Source organism: Arthrobacter sp. Y3224055, assembly GCF_059090825.1.
Genome location: NZ_JBNHGB010000001.1, coordinates 13,284 through 31,534, shown reverse-complemented (window position 1 = coordinate 31,534; position 18,251 = coordinate 13,284). Strand labels below are relative to the sequence as shown.

The 18,251-nt window shown below is 68.5% G+C and carries 12 protein-coding genes and 1 tRNA gene; 11 read left to right on the top strand and 2 right to left on the bottom strand.

Annotation, left to right across the window (positions count from 1 at the left end):
- Positions 1-158 precede the first annotated feature (158 nt).
- From fdh to nrfD, 3 genes are read left to right on the top strand one after another with little or no spacing between them, the layout of a single operon-like run.
- Entirely contained in the window at positions 159-3,461 is a 3,303-nt protein-coding gene (fdh, locus tag AC5RTY_RS00125) for a formate dehydrogenase (RefSeq protein ID WP_494110081.1), read from the top strand.
- Complete coding sequence (locus AC5RTY_RS00120) at positions 3,458-4,456, top strand: 4Fe-4S dicluster domain-containing protein (protein ID WP_494012595.1); 999 nt, start codon at positions 3,458-3,460, stop codon at positions 4,454-4,456. The genes fdh and AC5RTY_RS00120 overlap by 4 nt, the downstream gene beginning before the upstream one ends.
- Positions 4,453-5,535: an NrfD/PsrC family molybdoenzyme membrane anchor subunit gene (gene nrfD, locus AC5RTY_RS00115; RefSeq protein ID WP_494138765.1), complete on the top strand. Its 1,083-nt coding sequence runs from the start codon at positions 4,453-4,455 to the stop codon at positions 5,533-5,535. The genes AC5RTY_RS00120 and nrfD overlap by 4 nt, the downstream gene beginning before the upstream one ends.
- Positions 5,536-5,552: 17 nt before the next feature.
- Here the strand turns inward: nrfD and selD are convergent, their stop codons facing one another.
- Entirely contained in the window at positions 5,553-6,566 is a 1,014-nt protein-coding gene (selD, locus tag AC5RTY_RS00110) for a selenide, water dikinase SelD (protein WP_494110079.1), read from the bottom strand.
- Positions 6,567-6,608: 42 nt separating this feature from the next.
- Between selD and AC5RTY_RS00105 the strand changes: the two genes are divergently transcribed.
- The 6 genes from AC5RTY_RS00105 (at position 6,609) to AC5RTY_RS00080 (ending at position 14,823) form a co-directional block, all read left to right on the top strand.
- Positions 6,609-6,703: transfer RNA gene (locus AC5RTY_RS00105), tRNA-Sec, on the top strand.
- Positions 6,704-6,737: 34 nt separating this feature from the next.
- Complete coding sequence (selA, locus tag AC5RTY_RS00100; protein ID WP_494138764.1) at positions 6,738-8,069, top strand: L-seryl-tRNA(Sec) selenium transferase; 1,332 nt, start codon at positions 6,738-6,740, stop codon at positions 8,067-8,069.
- A 1-nt stretch (position 8,070) separates the two neighbouring features.
- Positions 8,071-9,876, top strand: coding sequence for a selenocysteine-specific translation elongation factor (selB, locus tag AC5RTY_RS00095; RefSeq protein WP_494012591.1), 1,806 nt, complete (start codon positions 8,071-8,073; stop codon positions 9,874-9,876).
- 381 nt (positions 9,877-10,257) lie between these two features.
- Positions 10,258-12,045 carry an ABC transporter family substrate-binding protein gene (locus AC5RTY_RS00090; RefSeq protein ID WP_494000320.1) on the top strand — a complete coding sequence of 596 codons (1,788 nt, stop codon included), beginning with the start codon at positions 10,258-10,260 and terminating at the stop codon, positions 12,043-12,045.
- Positions 12,046-12,256: 211 nt separating this feature from the next.
- Complete coding sequence (locus tag AC5RTY_RS00085) at positions 12,257-13,798, top strand: ABC transporter permease (RefSeq protein ID WP_494012590.1); 1,542 nt, start codon at positions 12,257-12,259, stop codon at positions 13,796-13,798.
- Complete coding sequence (locus AC5RTY_RS00080) at positions 13,795-14,823, top strand: ABC transporter permease (protein ID WP_494000318.1); 1,029 nt, start codon at positions 13,795-13,797, stop codon at positions 14,821-14,823. The genes AC5RTY_RS00085 and AC5RTY_RS00080 overlap by 4 nt, the downstream gene beginning before the upstream one ends.
- A gap of 40 nt (positions 14,824-14,863) precedes the next feature.
- On the opposite strand, the gene AC5RTY_RS00075 is transcribed toward AC5RTY_RS00080, so the two are convergent.
- On the bottom strand, positions 14,864-15,487 hold the full coding sequence (locus tag AC5RTY_RS00075) for a PH domain-containing protein (RefSeq protein WP_494012589.1): 624 nt from the start codon (positions 15,485-15,487) through the stop codon (positions 14,864-14,866).
- A gap of 80 nt (positions 15,488-15,567) precedes the next feature.
- Here AC5RTY_RS00075 and AC5RTY_RS00070 point away from each other — a divergent pair, with 80 nt between their 5' ends.
- Both AC5RTY_RS00070 and AC5RTY_RS00065 read left to right on the top strand, forming a co-directional pair.
- Entirely contained in the window at positions 15,568-17,388 is a 1,821-nt protein-coding gene (locus tag AC5RTY_RS00070; RefSeq protein ID WP_494138763.1) for an ABC transporter ATP-binding protein, read from the top strand.
- A 131-nt stretch (positions 17,389-17,519) separates the two neighbouring features.
- Positions 17,520-18,056, top strand: coding sequence for a hypothetical protein (locus tag AC5RTY_RS00065; protein WP_494012587.1), 537 nt, complete (start codon positions 17,520-17,522; stop codon positions 18,054-18,056).
- Positions 18,057-18,251: the final 195 nt, after the last annotated feature.

The following is an 18,251-nucleotide window of genomic DNA, read 5'->3' as shown; positions in this document are numbered from 1 at the left end:
CGAGACAGGGACAAGCCGAAGACCGTGGACGAGTACCTGGCGGCGTTCCCCGCAGGCGCCCGCTCGCTGCTGGGGGAGCAGCCTGTGCCCCGGAGCTGCTCCTCCGCCGTCGTCGTTTTCCCCTGTTGTAGAGAAATTGGATGGGTTAGGGTGGGCCCATGTCGCGGTTCAGCTTCCTGGAGTGGCCGGTGGTACGGCAGTTCCGCACGAGTGATTCACTCGGGCGGGGCGAGGCCGTGACCTCGCGGCGGACCCGTGAAATCGCTCCCCGGACGTCCACCGCGGACCGCGTGGTGCAGAGCGTGTGTCCATACTGCGCGGTGGGCTGCGGCCAGCGTGTCTTCGTCAAGGACGAAAAGGTTGTCCAGATCGAGGGCGACCCGGATTCGCCGATCTCCCGCGGCCGGCTCTGCCCCAAGGGATCCGCCAGCGAGCAGCTGGTCAACGCGCCCGGCCGGCAGACGAGGGTGCTCTACCGGGCGCCCCACGCCAAGGACTGGCAGCACCTTGACCTGGACACCGCCGTCGACATGATTGCCGACAGGTTCCTCGAAGCCCGCCGGAACACGTGGCAGCAAAGCGATGAGCACGGCCGGCCGCTCCGGCGGACCATGGGCATCGCCGGGCTGGGCGGGGCGACCCTCGACAACGAAGAGAACTATCTGATCAAGAAACTCTTCACCGCTGCGGGCGCCATCCAACTTGAGAACCAAGCCCGCATTTGACACTCCGCAACGGTTCCCAGTTTGGGAACCTCGTTTGGACGCGGCGGCGCGACGCAGTCGCTGCAGGACATGGCCAACGCCGACTGCATCGTCATCCAGGGCTCCAACATGGCCGAGTGCCATCCCGTGGGCTACCAGTGGGTGACGGAAGCCAGGGCCCGCGGCGCGAAGGTCATCCATGTGGATCCGCGGTTTACCCGCACCAGCGCGGTGGCAGACAGGCACGTGCCCATCCGGGCCGGTTCGGACATCGTGCTGCTGGGCGCCCTGATCAATTACGTGATCAGCAACGATCTGTGGTTCAAGGATTACGTGCGGGCCTATACCAACGCGGCGACCCTGGTGAACCAAGAGTTCCGTGACACCGAGGACCTGGACGGGCTGTTCTCCGGATTCGACCCGGAAACGGGCCAGTACGACCTCGCGTCCTGGGCCTATGAACGGAAGCCGGAGGCAGGAGAAGCCGGCGGCCACGAACACGGCGCCGACACCGCGGACCGGGCGGCCGGGCACCAGTACGGCAGCGGAGGGCCGACCCTGGCCCACCCCGATTTCGAGCAGGACCCCACGCTGGAGCACCCGCGGACGGTGTTCCAGATCCTGAAACGGCACTATGCCCGGTACACCCCGGAGATGGTCCGGGACGCCTGCGGCATTTCCCTGGCGGATTTCGACTACCTGGCGCGGGCGGTCACGGAGAACTCCGGACGCGACCGGACCACCTGCTTTGCGTATTCCGTCGGCTGGACCCAGCACACCGTGGGCGCGCAGTACATTCGGACCGCGGCGATCCTGCAGCTCCTGCTGGGCAACATGGGCCGGCCGGGCGGGGGAATCATGGCGCTGCGCGGCCATGCCAGCATCCAGGGCTCCACCGACATCCCGACCCTGTTCAACCTGTTGCCCGGCTACCTCCCCATGCCGAAGGCCGAGATGGAGACGTTGCAGGACTACCTCGGCGGCATCGCGTCGCCGGACCAAAAGGGCTACTGGGCCGACGCCGATGCCTACACCATCAGCCTGCTCAAGGCCTGGTGGGGCGACGCGGCCCGTGAGGACTCGGACTGGGGCTACGGCTACCTTCCGCGCATCAACGGCCCGCACGGGACCTACCAGACAGTCATGGGCATGCTTGCCGATGAGGTCGAGGGCTACTTCCTGTTCGGCCAGAACCCCGCGGTCGGATCCGCCAACGGGCGCATGCAGCGCCTTGGCATGTCCCATTTGAAATGGCTGGTGGTGCGCGACCTGAACCTCATCGAGTCGGCGACGTGGTGGAAGGACGGCCCCGAGATCGCCACGGGCGAGCTGCGGACCCAGGACATCGGCACCGAAGTCTTCTTCCTGCCGGCGGCGACGCACGTGGAAAAGGCCGGAACCTTCACGCAGACCCAGCGGCTCCTGCAATGGCGGCACCAGGCCATTCAGCCGCCGGGGGACTGCCGCAGCGAACTGCAGTTCTTCTACGAGCTGGGCCAACGCCTCCGGGCAAAGCTGGCGGATTCGACCGATGAACGGGACCGGCCGCTGCTGGACCTCACGTGGGACTATCCCACCGACGAACACGGCGACCCCGACGGCGAGGCGGTGCTCGCGGAAATCAACGGCCGGCATCTCACCGGTCCCCGCGCCGGCATGCCCCTCTCGTCGTACACCGAGATGCGCCCCGACGGCTCGACCTCGGGAGGATGCTGGATCTACACGGGCGTGTATGCCGACGGCATCAACCACGCCGCCGACCGCAAGCCGGGCCAGGAACAAGGGCCGGTAGCCTCCGAGTGGGGCTGGGCCTGGCCGGCGAACCGGCGGATCCTCTACAACCGCGCGTCGGCGGACCCCGACGGCAAGCCCTGGAGCGAACGCAAGAAGTACGTCTGGTGGGACCCGGAGCAGAACCGGTGGACCGGGGAGGACGTCCCCGATTTCCCGCTGGACCGCGCTCCCGGGAGCAGGCCGGATCCGACGGCCGGCGGCGCCGCCGGGCTGGCCGGCGACGACCCGTTCATCATGCAGGCCGACGGCAAGGGGTGGCTGTTCGCGCCCAAGGGCATGGTGGACGGGCCGCTGCCGACCCACTACGAGCCACAGGAATCTCCGGTCGCCAACCCGCTCTACGGGCAGCAGCAGAATCCCGCCCGGCTCACCTTCCCGCGCGCAGACAATCTCAGCGCGCCGAGTGCCAACGTGCCCGGTGCGGACATCTACCCCTTTGTGTTCACCACGTACCGCTTGACCGAACACCACACGGCCGGCGGGATGAGCCGGTGGCTGCCGTACCTCTCGGAGCTGCAGCCGGAGATGTTCTGCGAAGTGTCGCCGGAATTGGCGGCGGAACGCGGCCTGGAACCGTACGGCTGGGCGACGATCGTCTCGCCGCGGGCAGCCATCGAGGCCAAGGTGCTCGTGACCGAACGGATGAAGCCGCTGGTCGTCGGCGGGCGCACGGTGCACCAGATCGGGGTGCCCTACCACTGGGGCGTCGGACAGGAAGCGGTCATCAGCGGGGACGCAGCCAACGATCTGCTGGGCGTGACCCTCGACCCCAACGTACAGATCCAGGAATCCAAGGCCGGATCGTGCGACATCCTCCCGGGCCGCCGTCCCCGGGGCCCGGAACTGCTCGCCCTGGTCGCCGAATACCAGGCCCGCGCCGGGGTGACGCCCGAGACCGGCAGCGACAAGATCACCCACCCCGGCCCCGTGCCGGGCGATGACACCACGAGGGAAGGCTTATGAACCGGCTGACCGAAGCGCCCGGGGACATTCCGCACACCGGACACCCGCGCAAGGGCTTCTTCACGGACACCTCGATCTGCATCGGCTGCAAGGCGTGCGAGGTGGCCTGCAAGGAATGGAACCGCAATCCCGCCGACCCGCAGCACGAGCTGCTGCAGTCCTCCTACGACAACACCGGCTCGCTGGGAGCCGACACGTGGCGCCACGTCGCCTTCGTCGAGCAGGACCGCGGGCGGATCGAAAAGGCGCGCGACTCCGGGCGCGCACTCGTCAGCCTCGGCATGCCCGGCATCGGCCCGCCGGGAAGCGCGGCTGCAGCAGGGAAGCCTCCGGGCCTGGATACCACGCCCCCCGATACGCCCGATTTCCGCTGGCTGATGTCCTCGGATGTGTGCAAGCACTGCACCAACGCCGGGTGCTTGGACGTGTGCCCCACCGGTGCGCTGTTCCGCACCGAGCACGGCACCGTGGTGGTGCAGGACGACGTCTGCAACGGTTGCGGCACCTGCGTCGCGGGATGCCCGTTCGGCGTGATCGAACGGCGCAGCGACGGCACGGCAGGACCGAAGACACAGCGCGACTTCACCCCGGGGGAACAGGCCCCGACCCGCAACGTCGGTGTCGCCCAGAAGTGCACGCTGTGCTACGACCGGATCACCGACGGCCAGACGCCGGCCTGCGCCCAGGCGTGTCCCACGACGTCGATCAAGTACGGCGAGCGCGAGGAAATGGTGGCCACCGCGAAGCAGCGGGTAGCAGAACTCCACTCGCAGGGGCTGACCGAGGCACGCCTCTACGGGGCCAACGATGCCGACGGCGTTGGCGGCACCGGTTCCGTGTTCCTGTTGCTCGACGAACCGGAGGTGTACGGGCTGCCGCCGGACCCGCGGGTGCCCACGGCGGACCTGCCGCGCATGTTCAAACGGGCCGGCATCGCCGCGGCCGGCATGTTGGCCGCGGCCACGGCCGCCTTCCTGACGGGAGGCCGCGGGTGACCGTCTCCGACTTCGACAGCTACCGCCCGCCCGAGCCGCCGCGCCGCTCCCAGCGCGGCGGCAAGCGGCGCCGCGCCGGGACCGGAGACGGCTCGGGCGAAATGCCGGTGGTGCCGGAGGCACGGTTCGCCTCCTACTACGGCCGGCCGGTGGTCAAGCCGCCGCCGTGGGGAGACCCGATAGCCCTCTACCTCTTCCTGGGCGGCGTGGCCGGCGGCTCGGCGCTGCTCGGACTCGGCGGGCAATTGACGGGCCGGCGTGCGCTGTGCCGCAACAGCCGCCTGTCCGCCCTCACGGCAGTCGGGTTCGGTGCCGTGGCGCTGATCGAAGACCTGGGCCGGCCCGAGCGGTTCCTCAACATGCTGCGCACCATCAAGCCCACCTCGCCCATGAGCCTGGGCTCCTGGATCCTCGCCGCCTTCAGCGCCGGTGCCGGGATTTCCGCGGCGTCCGAAATCGACCGCCTGACCGGCTCCCGGCTGCCGCTGGGGCCGCTGCGCCCGGTGCTGCGCCTGCTCGAGGGCCCGGCGGGCGTAGGGGCCGCGGTGTTCGCGGCACCGCTCTCCGCCTACACCGCGGTTCTCTTGTCGGACACGGCGAACCCGACCTGGAATGCCGGGCGTGACAACCTGCCCTTCGTTTTCGTCAGTTCTGCCAGCCTCGCCGCGGCCGGTCTTGCCATGATCACGACCCCGGTCCGCGAAGCCGGGCCCGCCCGGGCGCTCGCGGTCCTGGGCGTCGCCGGTGAGGTCATCGCCACCCGGGCACTGGAACGCGGCATGGACCCGGTGGCCGCAGAACCCCTCCACGAGGGTGCCCCCGGGCAAATGCTCAAGTGGAGCGAGCGGCTGGCCGTCGCCGCCGGCGTGGGGGTGCTCGCCGTCGGCAGGCACAGGCCGGCGGCCGCGGCCTGCGGCACGGCGCTGCTGGCCGCCTCGGCGCTGACGCGGTTCGGCATTCTGCGTGCCGGCATCCGCTCGGCGGAGGATCCCCGTTACACGATCGAGCCGCAGAAGAACCGGCTCGCGGCCCGACGACGCGCGGGCACCATCCACGATTCGATCACGACCGCCGGCTAAGCCGGCCGGCCGCGGGTCTAGCGCACCTCGATCCCGGGTCCCGGAACGGTCTGCCCCACCACCGGGTGCCCGGGCAGTTCCCCGACCACGAGCAATCCGCCGGAAGTCTGCGCGTCGGCCAGCAGCAGCAGGTCATCCTCCGTGATGCCTGCCCCCGGCCGCAGGTGCGGGCGGACCCATTCGAGGTTGCGCCGGGTGCCGCCGGAGATGTAGCCGTCCCGCAGCGCCTCCCGCGCGCCGGCGACGAGCGGCACGGCCTTCCGGTCGATGACCGCACCCACGCCGGAGGCGCGGCACATCTTGTAGAGGTGCCCGAGGAGGCCGAACCCGGTGACGTCGGTCGCCGCGCGGACGCCGCCGCGCACGGCCGCGTCCGCGGCCTCCCGGTTCAGCTGCGTCATCACCGCGACCGCCTCATCGAAGACCTCCCCGGTCCTCTTGTGCCGGTTGTTGAGCAGGCCGAGGCCGATCGGCTTGGTGAGCGTGAGGGGCAGCCCGGGCCGGGCCGCGTCATTGCGCATCAGTTTGCCGGGATCGGCGATGCCGGTCACCGCCATCCCGTACTTCGGTTCCGGGTCGTCCACCGAGTGCCCGCCCGTCACCGGACAGCCCGCCGCGGCAGCCACGGCGAGCCCGCCCCGCAGCACCTCGGTCAGCAGTTCCATCGGCAGGACGTCACGGGGCCAGCCGACCAGGTTGATCGCGCTGACCGGGCGGCCGCCCATGGCATAGATGTCCGAGAGGGCGTTCGCCGCCGCGATCCGGCCCCAGTCATACGCGTCGTCGACCACGGGAGGGAAGAAGTCCGCCGTCGAGAGCACCGCGAGGTCCCCGCCGACCCGGACGGCGGAGGCGTCGTCGCCGTCGTCGAGCCCCACCAGGACGTCGGGGTTGGTTTGGCCGGTCAGGCCGCGGACCACGTCCTCGAGCTCGCCGGGCGGAATCTTGCAGGCGCACCCTCCGCCGTGTGCATATCCCGTGAGCCGGACTGCTGCTGCGGACTCTTCTGCGACGCCGGTGATCCCGTTCATGGTCACAGCATAGGAGCGGCGGGCCGGTGTTACCATGCTCGTGGAGGCGTCCGGGTCCTGGTGGGCCCCCCGGTCTTCAAAACCGGTGAGGCCGAGTACCTCGGCCTGGCGGGTTCGATTCCCGTCCGCTTCCGCCAGCTGCACAGCTGAAGGTGACCCGGAAGGAGGGCCGTGGGCCAGAACGACCCGCGCCGGCACATTCCGCGCACCGACCAGCTGCTCGCCCACCCGGAACTTCTCCACGCACGCGTGCGCCTCGGCGACGACGTCATCCGTTCCACCGTCCGGGACGTGCAGGACCAGGCGCGCCGCGGCGACCTTGCCCCGGAAGACGTCGAGGCGACGGTTCTGACCGCGGTGGCTTCCCGCACGGCCAGCTCGTTGCGGCCGGTGCTGAACGCCACCGGCGTCATCGTCCACACGAATCTGGGACGCGCTCCGCTCTCCGGGTCAGCACGCCAGGCGGTGCTGTCGGCGGCCGGCTATGTCGACGTCGAGATGGATCTGCCGACCGGCGGACGGTCCCGGCGCGGGGCCGGTGCGCGGCAGGCTTTGCTGGACGCCTGCCCGGCCGCCGAGGAAGCGCTGGTGGTCAACAACGGCGCCGCGGCCCTGGTGCTGGCCACTACCGCCCTGGCCGGGTCCCGCGAAGTGGTCATCAGTCGCGGCGAGCTCGTCGAGATCGGGGCCGGCTTCAGGCTTCCCGAGCTGATTGAATCGACCGGTGCCCGGCTGCGCGAGGTGGGCACCACCAACCGGACGCACCTGGAGGACTACGCCTCGGCGATCGGCGCGCAGACCGGCTGCCTGCTCAAGGTGCACCCGAGCAATTTCCGGGTCAGCGGGTTCACCGCGGACGTCGGCATCGGCCGGCTCCGGTCCCTGGCCGAGGAACACCGGATCCCGCTGGTCGTGGATCTGGGCAGCGGCCTGCTCCAACCAGACCCGGTGCTGCCCCGGGAACCGGACATCTCCGGTGCGCTCGCCGCCGGCGCCGACGTCGTCATCGCCAGCGGTGACAAGCTTTTCGGCGGCCCCCAGGCGGGACTGCTTTTGGGCCGGGCCGCGGTCATCACCCGGCTGGCCCGCCATCCGCTCGCGCGGGCGATGCGGGCAGACAAACTGACGCTGGCCGCGGTGGAGGCGACGCTCACCGGAGAACAGTCGCCGGTGGCGGCGGCCCTGCACGCCGATCCCGGCCGGCTGCGGCAGCGCACGGAGCGCCTGGCGGCCAGCGCCGGCGGCCGTGTGGTGGAGCACGACGGCAGGGTCGGCGGCGGGGGAGCGCCCGGGGTGCCGCTGCCCGGGTGGGCCGTCCGGCTGCCCGAAGGGGCCGCCCGACGGCTGCGGACGGGCGACCCCGTGGTGTTGCCCCGGGTCCACCGCGGTGCGTGCCTGGTGGACCTGCGCTGCGTGCCCGAGGCCGACGACGAGCGGCTCGCCGCCGCCGTGCGCTCGGCGCTGGCGCATATCGACGACCAGCAGCGAACCACGGGCTCCTGACATGTTCGTGGTGGCCACCGCGGGACACGTCGATCACGGCAAAAGCACCCTCGTGCGCGCGCTCACCGGAATGGAGCCCGACCGCTGGGCCGAGGAACGGCGCCGCGGCCTGACCATCGACCTGGGTTTTGCCTGGACCGTGCTCCCGTCGGGCAGGGACGTGGCGCTCGTGGACGTGCCCGGGCACGAGAAGTTCCTGGGCAATATGCTGGCCGGGCTCGGCCCCGTTCCCGCCGTGTGTTTCGTCGTCGCCGCGGACGAAGGCTGGCAGGCCCAATCCAGCGACCACCGGGACGCCGTCGCGGCGCTGGGCATCAACCACGGGCTGGTGGTGCTGACCCGCAGCGACCGCGCCCCGGGCCGGGCCGACGAGGTCCTCGCGCGGGTGCGGGCGGAGCTGGCGGGCACCGGGCTGCGCGACGCGCCGGCGGTCGCCGTGTCCGCGGTCACGGGAGCCGGCCTCGACGAGCTGCGCAAGGTACTGGATACGACCCTGTCCTCCCTCCCCGCAACCGACCCCTCGGGCCGCGTGCGGTTGTGGATCGACCGATCCTTCACGATCAGCGGCGCGGGAACGGTAGTGACCGGAACGCTGACAGCCGGCTGCCTGGCCGTGGGCGACCGCTTGCAGCTCGCGGGCCACGGCAGCCTCCGGCCGGTGTCGGTCCGGGGCCTGCACAGCCGCAACGAAGCCTTTCCGACCATTGGTCCGAGCAACCGGGTCGGCGTCAATGTGCGCGGCATGGCCGCCGGCGGCATCCGTCGCGGCGACGTCCTCCTGTCCGAAGACGCCTGGCTCCTCGTGGACGGCATCGACGTCCGCCGCACGATGGGCGCGGCGTTCCCCGACGGGCCGCGGCACCTGCTCGCCCACATCGGCACCGCAGCCGTGCCGTGCCGGGTGCGCCCGTTCAACGAGGACCACGCCCGGCTGACCCTCGACTGGCGGCTCCCGCTCGCGGTCGGGGACCGCCTGGTGCTGCGGGCCGACGGCAGCCGGTCGGTGCTGGCCGGAGTCCAAGTCCTCGACGTCGACCCGCCCGCGCTCGACCGCCGCGGGGACAGCGCCAGGCGCGCCGAAAGCCTGACGGCGATGCCTCCCGCCGGCGACGCGCTCATCGAGGTGGCCCGCCGTGGTGCCGTCCGCAGTGAACACCTCCGCCGGATGGGCGTCTCGGCGCCCAACAAGGTCCCCGGCGACGTCCGGGCGTTCGGCGAGTGGTGGGTGCACGCAACCGTCTTCGACGACTGGCGGCGGCGGCTTCGGGCCGCAGTGCTGGAACTGGGGGAGCGGGACCCGCTGGCGGCCGGCCTCTCCCGCGGAGCCGCCGTTGACCTGCTCGGACCGGCAGGAAACGCGGTTCTCGACGCGGCCGTCCGGGAGGCCGGGCTGGAACAGGTCGGCGGATACGTCCGGCTGCCAGGCCGGCACGGCGGCCTCGGCGCCGCCGAGGACGCGGTCAGCACGCTGGAGCGCCGCCTCAGATCCGAACCCTTCGCCGCCCCCGAAGCCCACGACCTGAGGGCCCTGGGTCTCGGCAACCGTGAACTCGCCGCCGCCGAACGCAGCGGGCGCCTGCTCCGGTTTGCCGGCGGGGTTGTGCTGCTTCCGCAGGCGCCCGCCCTGGCGATGCGGGAACTGGCCCGCCTGCCCGAGCCCTTCACGGCCAGTGAGGCACGCCGGGCTCTGGGCACCACCAGGCGGGTGGTCATCCCGCTGCTCGAACACCTCGACGCACGTGGTTGGACACGACGGCTCGACTCCGGCCAGCGGACCCTCGTGCGGCGGGCCCAATCGACGGGCTAAGGGGCCGCGGCGGTCGGCGACCCGGACACGAATCGGTTAGCCGCCGATAACTGAAACTTGTCTGAGGCAACCGTTTCCGGCGGTGCCCCCAGCCCTCCAACAGGCCGGGATCGCCGTGTTTCCGGGCATCCGGCCCCGACTCCCGCCCGGGGTCAAAGTTTTCGCCCCGTGGCGGCCCGTGGTTTTAAGGTTGCATCTCGGTAACAACCGGATATGAAGCGAAGTTTTTATACCCAAGCCGAGGGGTTCCGGTTTACGCTCTATTGCGTGTGAGACATGCCACGTTCGGCGGGAAGCTCGTTGAACTTCAGGCGACGCGGTCTATGTCCGTCCCCTGCAGCACTGCAGGGGACCTTCCAAAGACAGAAACAAGGAGGCGGAATGCGTTTCGGACGTACTTCCAAAGCTATCGGGGTCGCGGCTGTTGCAGCCCTGGCCCTGAGCGCCTGCGCGACTTCGGGTGGCGGAAATTCCCCCGAGGGCACAGGCGATTCCACCGCGGCTGGAGCCGGTGGTTCCATCAGCGTCGCTGAAGTGAACGCCTTCAGCTCCTTCAACTCGGACACGGCCGTCGGCAACGTCGATATCAACTCGAAGATCTCGTACCTGACCCACGCGGACTTCAACTACATCGACAACGAACTCAACGTGGTCAAGAACGAAGAATTCGGCACCTACGAGAAGGTCAGCGAAGACCCGCTGACCATCAAGTACACGGTCAACGAGGGCGTCGCTTGGTCGGACGGCAACCCGGTCGACGCCGGCGACCTGCTGCTCGCCTGGGCCGTCTACTCCGGCCATTTCGACGATGCCACCTACAACGACGAGGGTGAAGTCGACAAGGGCACTGCCTACTTCTCCTACGCCGGCGACACCTCCGGCCTGGGCCTGACCGACAAGCCCGAGATCAGCGACGACGGCCGCTCCATTACGCTGAAGTACTCCAAGCCGTTCGCCGACTGGGAGATCTCCTACGGTGTCCTGGACAGCCCGGCCCACGTGGTGGCCGAGAAGGCCGGACTGGCAGACGAGCAGGCACTGGTCGACCTGATCAGCGAGAGCCCCAAGGGCAACCCGGACAAGCCGGCCGAGAACAAAGAGCTCAAGGCCGTCGCCGATTTCTGGAACACCGGTTTCGACAGCAAGACCCTCCCGTCGGACGCCAGCCTCTACCTCTCCACCGGCCCGTTCATCGTGGACAGCATCACTCCTGATCAGTCCATGACCCTGGTACGCAACGAGGCCTACGAATTCGGACCGATGCCGAACGTGGAGGAAATCACCATCCGCTACATCGGCGCCGCTCCCGATCAGGTCCAGGCGCTGAAGAACGGCGAAGTGGACATCATCGCCCCGCAGGCGTCCGCCGACACCGTGGAACTGCTCGAAGGGCTGGAGGGCGTGACCGTCAACCGCGGCGAGCAGCTCTCCTATGACCACATCGACCTGAACTTCTCGGGCGTCTTCAAGGAAGCCAACGTCCGCGAAGCGTTCATGAAGGCCGTGCCGCGCAAGGCCATCGTCGACCGCCTGATGGCTCCGCTGGATCCGGAGGCCAAGCCGCTGGATTCCCAGTTCTTCGTGCCGGCGCAGGCCGGGTACGAGGACTCCGCCGCCAACAACGGCTCCGAGAACTACCAGGAAGCCGACATCGAGGGTGCCAAGGAGCTGCTGGCCGGCGCCACGCCCGAGGTCCGGATTATGTACAACAAGGACAACCCCAACCGCGTGGACGCCTTCACGCTGATCGAGGAATCCGCCTCCAAGGCCGGCTTCAAGATCGTCGACGGCGGCCTGGGCGGCTCCGACTGGGGCTCGGCCCTGGGCGGCGGCACCTACGATGCCACCATCTTCGGCTGGATCTCCCCGGGCGTGGGCGTCAGCGGCGTGCCGCAGATCTTCCGCACCAAGGCCGACTCCAACTACAACGGTTTCTCGAGCAAGGAAGCCGACGCCCTGATGGACGAGCTGATCGTCACCACGGAGCCGGAGAAGCAGGACGAACTCATCAAGCAGATCGACAAGATCGTCTGGGATTCGTTCTACGGCCTGCCGCTGTTCCAGCCGGTCGGCATCGATGCCTACAACAGCGACCGCATCGACGGTGTGAAGTACATGCCGAACCAGACCGGCGTCTGGTGGAACTTCTGGGAGTGGAAGGTTAAGTAACCGCCCCGCCTGTTCCTCGGCAGATAGCATGCAAGGCGTCGGGACCTTGAGTACCACGGTCCCGGCGCCTTGCGCCATTTACCACCGGATTTGCCCGCATAAGTGATTGGGATTTCCCAAATTCCGCTCGTGTGTAACCTGCATTACACTCACTGTGAAAATGCCGGATCCACAAGATCCGCAGACACATACCAACGAGGTTAAAAACGCTATGGTGACCTACATTGTACGGCGGTTATTCACCGCCGTGCTCATTCTCCTAGGTGCCTCTTTCCTGGTCTATCAGTTGACGGCGCTGTCGGGTGATCCCCTGCACGACCTCCGGGAAAGCAATGCCGCGAACAAGGAGCAGCTCATGCAGCAGCGCATCGCGCTGCTCGACCTGGGCACACCGGCACCCATCCGGTACTTCGGCTGGCTGGCAGGCGCCGCCAAGTGCGTCGTCCCGTTCGTGGCGCAGTGCGACCTGGGCTATGCCGTCAACGGCCAGCCGGTCACCGTCGAACTGGGCCGGGCCATGGGCATGACCATTCTGCTGGTCACGGCGGCAACAGTCCTCGCCATCATCATTGGAGTTTCCCTGGGCATTGTTTCGGCACTGCGCCAGTACAGCGCCCTGGATTACGGCATCACCTTCATGGCGTTCCTATTCTTTTCACTTCCCGTTTTCTGGGTAGCCGTCCTGCTGAAAGAATTCGGTGCCATTGGATTCAATAACTTCCTGAAAAACCCCGACATACCGCTGCAATCCATCCTCATCATCGGGTTGGTCAGCGCGGCCGTGTGGTTCGTCTGCGCCAACGGCAGCTACAAACGGAAATTGGGCGCCGCCGGAATCGGTTTCCTGCTGGCTGCCGCAGTGTTCTGGGGTCTGTCGGTCACCCAGTGGTTCAAGACTCCCGGGCTCGGCCTGGTGGTTATCGCCATCAGCGGCGTCGGCATCGCCTTCGGCATCACCCTGCTGGCCGCGGGCCTGAAGAACCGCAAGGCGCTCTACTCTGCGCTCATCAGCGTCGGCATCGGCGTGATCATCTACTTCCCGATCCAGCCGCTCCTCGCCCAGGCCACCGGGCTGATGATCTTCCTGCTGGCCCTTGCCGCCGTCCTGGTCGGGCTCGCGGTCGGCTGGTTGATGGGCGGCTATGACCGCCGCCAGAGCATGAATGCCGCGGCGATAACCTCCTTCCTGGTCGGATGCCTCATCGCGCTCGACCGCTTCATGCAGGCATGGCCCGCCTACTTCACCAACGGGCGTGTCAACCAGCGGCCCATCGCCACCATCGGCTCGGAAACGCCGAACCTGAAGGGCGACTACTGGGTCCACGGCCTCGACACGTTCACCCACCTGCTGCTGCCCACCGTCGCGCTGCTGCTGATTTCCCTGGCGTCGTACAGCCGCTACTCGCGGTCGTCAATGTTGGAGATCATGAACATGGACTACATACGCACCGCCCGGGCCAAGGGCCTGGGCGAGCGCACCGTGGTCATGCGCCACGCGTTCCGCAACGCGCTGATTCCGATCGCCACGATCGTCGCCTTCGACATCGGCGGGCTGATCGGCGGCGCGGTGATCACCGAGCAGGTGTTCGCGTTCGCCGGCATGGGGCAGCTGTTTATCCAGGCGCTGCAAAGGGTCGACCCGAATCCGGTGATGGGTGTCTTCCTCATCACCGGCATCCTGGCACTGGTCTTCAACCTTGTCGCGGACCTGGTCTACTCCGCGCTTGATCCGCGAGTGAGGGTAAAGGCATGAGCGCCACAGCAACGAAACCCGTCGCAGCCACCAACGAGAACAAGGCCGGCCTCAGCCAGGGCCAGATCGTCCGCAGGCGCTTCATCGGCAATACGGCTGCCGTCGTCAGCCTGGTGGTCTTTGGCCTGATCCTGCTGATCGCCTATTCGTCCAGCGGGATGTTCGGCCTGCCCGGCTGGTGGAAGTACACGCACAACGGCGTCAACGACATGGTGAACTCGGGAGCGCCCACCCTGCAACTGTTCCCCTTCAGCCTGGGCGAACATCCGTTCGGACAGGACCGGCTGGGCCGCGATACTTTCGCCCAGACCATGCGCGGCATACAGATCTCCGTGGCGGTAATGTTCATCATCGGCCTGGTCGGCGGCGCCATCGGGGTGGTCATCGGCGCACTCGCCGGCTACTTCCGCGGCTGGGTCGAAGCGGTGCTGATGCGGCTGACCGACGTCGTCATCGTCATCCCGCTGATCATCATCGCGGCGGTGCTCGGCCAGGTCGCCGGGCGGGCCGTCGGGCCCGGCATCCAGCCGTATTTCCTGGGCCTGTTCGTCGGCTGCGTGATCTGGACCGGCCTGGCCCGACTGGTCCGGGCGGAATTCCTGTCCCTGCGCGAGCGCGAATTCGTCGACGCCGCACGGATCGCCGGCGCCTCCAGCGCCCGGATCATCTTCAAGCACATCCTGCCTAATGCCGTGGGCGTCATCATCGTCTCGGTGACCCTGAGCATGTCGGCGGCGATCCTGCTGGAGACCAGCCTGTCCTACCTGGGCCTGGGCGTGAAGGCACCGGACGTCTCGCTGGGCCTGCTGATCAGCCAGAACCAGGAAGCGTTCCAGACCCGCCCGTGGCTGTTCTGGTGGCCGGGCATGTTCATCGTGGCCATCTGCCTGTGCATCAACTTCATCGGCGACGGACTGCGCGACGCGTTCGACCCGCGGCAGAAGAAGTTCAATGCCAAGCGGGCGAAGGCGGCAGCGGTTTCCGCGCACCCCGAGACCGGAACCACCGCGACGACGGGTGTCTAGGATGGGCACCCGTCGCCTGCCCGGCCCCGTGAGGCCCGGCTCAGCGGGCCAGCGTTACGACGCTGAGTACCGCGAGCGCCGTCCCGACGGCGAGGACCGCCCAGTTCGGTGTCCGTCCCACCGGGACGTTGTCGGCATCTCCGATGCTGATGCTGCCAGCAGCCAGCAGCTCCGCCCAGCGCTTGCGGACGTAGTACGCGGCTGCCCCGGAATCGGTGTTCGCGAGATCGCCGGGGCGGACCGACTGCGCCGGCCCGTAGGTGGTCTCCGGAAGCCCCTGGACGTGATCGGCGCGGGCGCGGTGGACGCCGAACATGCCGGGAGCCGGTGCCGCCCACGAGGTGTACTTGCGGCGCGGGGTAACCAACGTCAGCGCATACTTGGTGTCCACCGTCGCCAGGGCTCCCCAGGGCACGGAGACGGTCCGCACGGGGTTGCGCAACACCACGCCGTCGTCGCCGATAACGACGGCGGGATACCAGGCCAGCCACCAGGTCAGATAGGCAATAGCGAGCAGCGGCCAGGAGTCGAGCAGGCTGCCCGGGCCGTGCGTCAGCACCGAGGACGCCAGGCTGACCGCCACGATCGCCCAGACGCTTCCCGTGAACCAGGTCGCGGAGCGCGGACGGAAGACCGTGGTGCCGGCGGCAGCAGACGTTGTCATGCCCCCATAGTTTCAGGACCGGGTACCGGTTCTCCAGTAGCCACAACCAACTGCGACAGGTTGGAAGGGAAAGACCAGCTATGACTGAAATCATCGATCCGACGCTGCCGGCAGGAAAACTGGAGACGGCCGGCGGAACACCACCCGTCCTGGAGGTCACCAACCTCAGCGTGGATTTTGGCGTGGACAAGGAGTGGGTGCCGGCCGCGATTGGCCTCACCTACGATGTCAAGGCCGGCGAGGTCCTGGCGATCGTGGGCGAATCCGGTTCCGGCAAGAGCGCCAGCTCGATGGCGTTGCTGGGCCTGCTCCCGGCCAACAGCCGTGCCACCGGAAGCGTCAAGCTCAACGGCCGGGAGATCCTGGGCCTCAGCAGCGCCAAGCTCCGGCAGGTGCGCGGCAAGGACGTCGCCGTGATCTTCCAGGAACCCATGACGGCGATGAACCCGGTGTACACCATCGGGTTCCAGATCGTGGAAACGCTGCGGCTGCACTATGCCATCTCGCCCAGCGAGGCGAAGAAGCGGGCACTGCGGCTGCTGGAGCTCGTCGAGCTGCCCGACCCGGAAAAAACCTTCCGGTCCTACCCGCACCAGCTGTCCGGCGGCCAGCGCCAGCGCGCCATGATCGCGCAGTCGCTCTCCTGCGACCCCAAACTGCTGATCGCCGATGAGCCCACCACCGCCCTGGACGTTACCGTCCAGGCCGAAATCCTGGACCTGATGCGCAACCTGCGCAACAAACTGGACAGCGCCATCGTGCTGATCACCCACGACATGGGCGTGGTCGCCGACCTGGCCGACAAGATCGCCGTGATGCGCCGCGGCCGCATCGTGGAGGCCGGCACCGCGTTGGAAATCTTCAACAACCCCCGGCACGAATACACGCAGGCCTTGCTGGCCGCCGTGCCGCACCTGGGCGGGCGCCCCGAGGACGGAACGGAAGTCGACCTCACGGCGGCGCTGGCCGCCGCCACCGGGGTCTCGCTGAGCATCGACGAGACCGAGCTGCAGCGGCGCGAACGCGAAAACGCCGAAGCCCTGGCGCACTCACGCCATGAATCGGCCAAGGGCGACCCCGTGCTCCAGCTGACCAATGTGGCCATCGAATATCCCAAACAGGGCCGGGTGCCCGCCTTCCGCGCCGTGGAGGGGGCCAACCTGTCCATCTATCCGGGACAGGTGGTCGGGCTGGTCGGAGAATCCGGATCGGGCAAGACCACGATCGGCCGCGCCGCCGTGGGACTGCTGCCCGTCGCGGAGGGCTCCCTGCGGGTGGTGGGCCACGAGATCGCCGGCGCCCGGCCCAAGCAACTGCACGCGCTGCGCCGCCACGTGGGCATGGTGTTCCAGGACCCGTCGTCCTCGCTGAACCCCCGGCTGCCGATCGGAGAGAGCATCGGCGAACCGATGTACCTCGCCGGTGTCGCCAAGGGTGCCGCCCTGCAGCGGAAGATCGAGGCGCTGCTGGACCAGGTGGAGCTGCCGCGCGCGTACCGCAACCGCTATCCGCACGAACTCTCCGGTGGCCAGAAGCAGCGCGTGGGCATCGCCCGGGCACTGTCGCTGGAGCCGAAGCTGATGGTGGCGGACGAACCCACCTCCGCGCTGGACGTGTCGGTCCAGGCCACCGTGCTGGACCTGTTCCAGAACCTGCAACAGGAACTGGGCTTCGCCTGCCTGTTCGTCACCCACGACCTGGCTGTCATCGACGTGCTCGCGGACCGCATTTGCGTGATGCGCCACGGCCGGATCGTTGAGCAGGGCACCCGGGACGAGATCCTGCGCAACCCGCAGGAACTGTACACCCAGCGGCTGCTGGCGGCAGTGCCGTTGCCCGATCCGGAAAAGCAGCGCGAGCGCCGCGAGCTGCGCGCCCAGCTGCTGGCCGCCGGCGACTGACAGACCGGCAAGCCCGCCATCCACGGGCCCGGGCCCCCGCCCATGATGAAATGGCGGCAGGGGCTTGGCCGCCCCTGGCCGGTGCGCTGCCGCGACGGTGCCGCCGGCCATCGCGCAATCCAGGAGGTTTAGTGGTACGCAGCATGAATATCGAGGCGATCGAAAAGGGCATCGGCGTCAGCTGGGCCGAGGTGGAGGAGTACCTGGCCGGAATCGGCGCCAAGGAACTCAGCCACAAGGAGATCGCCGCTGCCTTGCACGAGTCGGGGCTCGCGAACGGCTGGTGGGCGCAGACGGCCACCGTCGCCTACGAACAGCAGATCGGCCGGCGCCAGCCCGGCCAGGACTGCGACGGGGAGTTCCAAACCTCGGTGAGCAAGACCGTCACCGGAAGCATGGATGAGGCGCGGAACAAGTGGGTGGCCGTGGTGGGTGCGGCGGAGGAATTCTCGGGCATCGCGGTCACCCGCGGACCCGAGTTGAGCGACACCGCCAAGTGGCGGTACTGGCGCTGCGGCTTGGCCGACGGCTCCCGGGTCAGCGTGCATATTTATGAGAAGCCTTCGGGCAAGTCCTCGGTGGGAGTGCAGCATGAACGGCTCGAGTCGACCGAGCAGCTCGACCACTGGCGTGCCTACTGGAAAGCGAAGCTCGCCGAGCTGTCCTGAGCGGACCGAGACCGGTCCGTTGCCGTCGCCCCGGTAGGGTTCGTGGCCGTGTCGGTCCCGGCACACCGGCCCGGAAACCTGGGCAGCGGCCGCGTTAGCACCTCTTTTCACCAAATCGCAACCCAATTGGAAGCAAGGCCTGTTATCAGCGTCACAGTTGGCGCCTATGCTGGTGCCACCTGAGCCCGCGCGGCT

What these genes read in the sequence shown, in the direction of transcription:
- AC5RTY_RS00120 (WP_494012595.1), top strand. Translation starts at nt 3,458, where the DNA reads ATGAACCGGCTGACCGAAGCGCCCGGGGACATTCCGCACACCGGACAC.
- selD (WP_494110079.1), bottom strand. Translation starts at nt 6,566, where the DNA reads ATGAACGGGATCACCGGCGTCGCAGAAGAGTCCGCAGCAGCAGTCCGG.
- selB (WP_494012591.1), top strand. Translation starts at nt 8,071, where the DNA reads ATGTTCGTGGTGGCCACCGCGGGACACGTCGATCACGGCAAAAGCACC.
- AC5RTY_RS00090 (WP_494000320.1), top strand. Translation starts at nt 10,258, where the DNA reads ATGCGTTTCGGACGTACTTCCAAAGCTATCGGGGTCGCGGCTGTTGCA.
- AC5RTY_RS00085 (WP_494012590.1), top strand. Translation starts at nt 12,257, where the DNA reads ATGGTGACCTACATTGTACGGCGGTTATTCACCGCCGTGCTCATTCTC.
- AC5RTY_RS00080 (WP_494000318.1), top strand. Translation starts at nt 13,795, where the DNA reads ATGAGCGCCACAGCAACGAAACCCGTCGCAGCCACCAACGAGAACAAG.
- AC5RTY_RS00075 (WP_494012589.1), bottom strand. Translation starts at nt 15,487, where the DNA reads ATGACAACGTCTGCTGCCGCCGGCACCACGGTCTTCCGTCCGCGCTCC.
- AC5RTY_RS00070 (WP_494138763.1), top strand. Translation starts at nt 15,568, where the DNA reads ATGACTGAAATCATCGATCCGACGCTGCCGGCAGGAAAACTGGAGACG.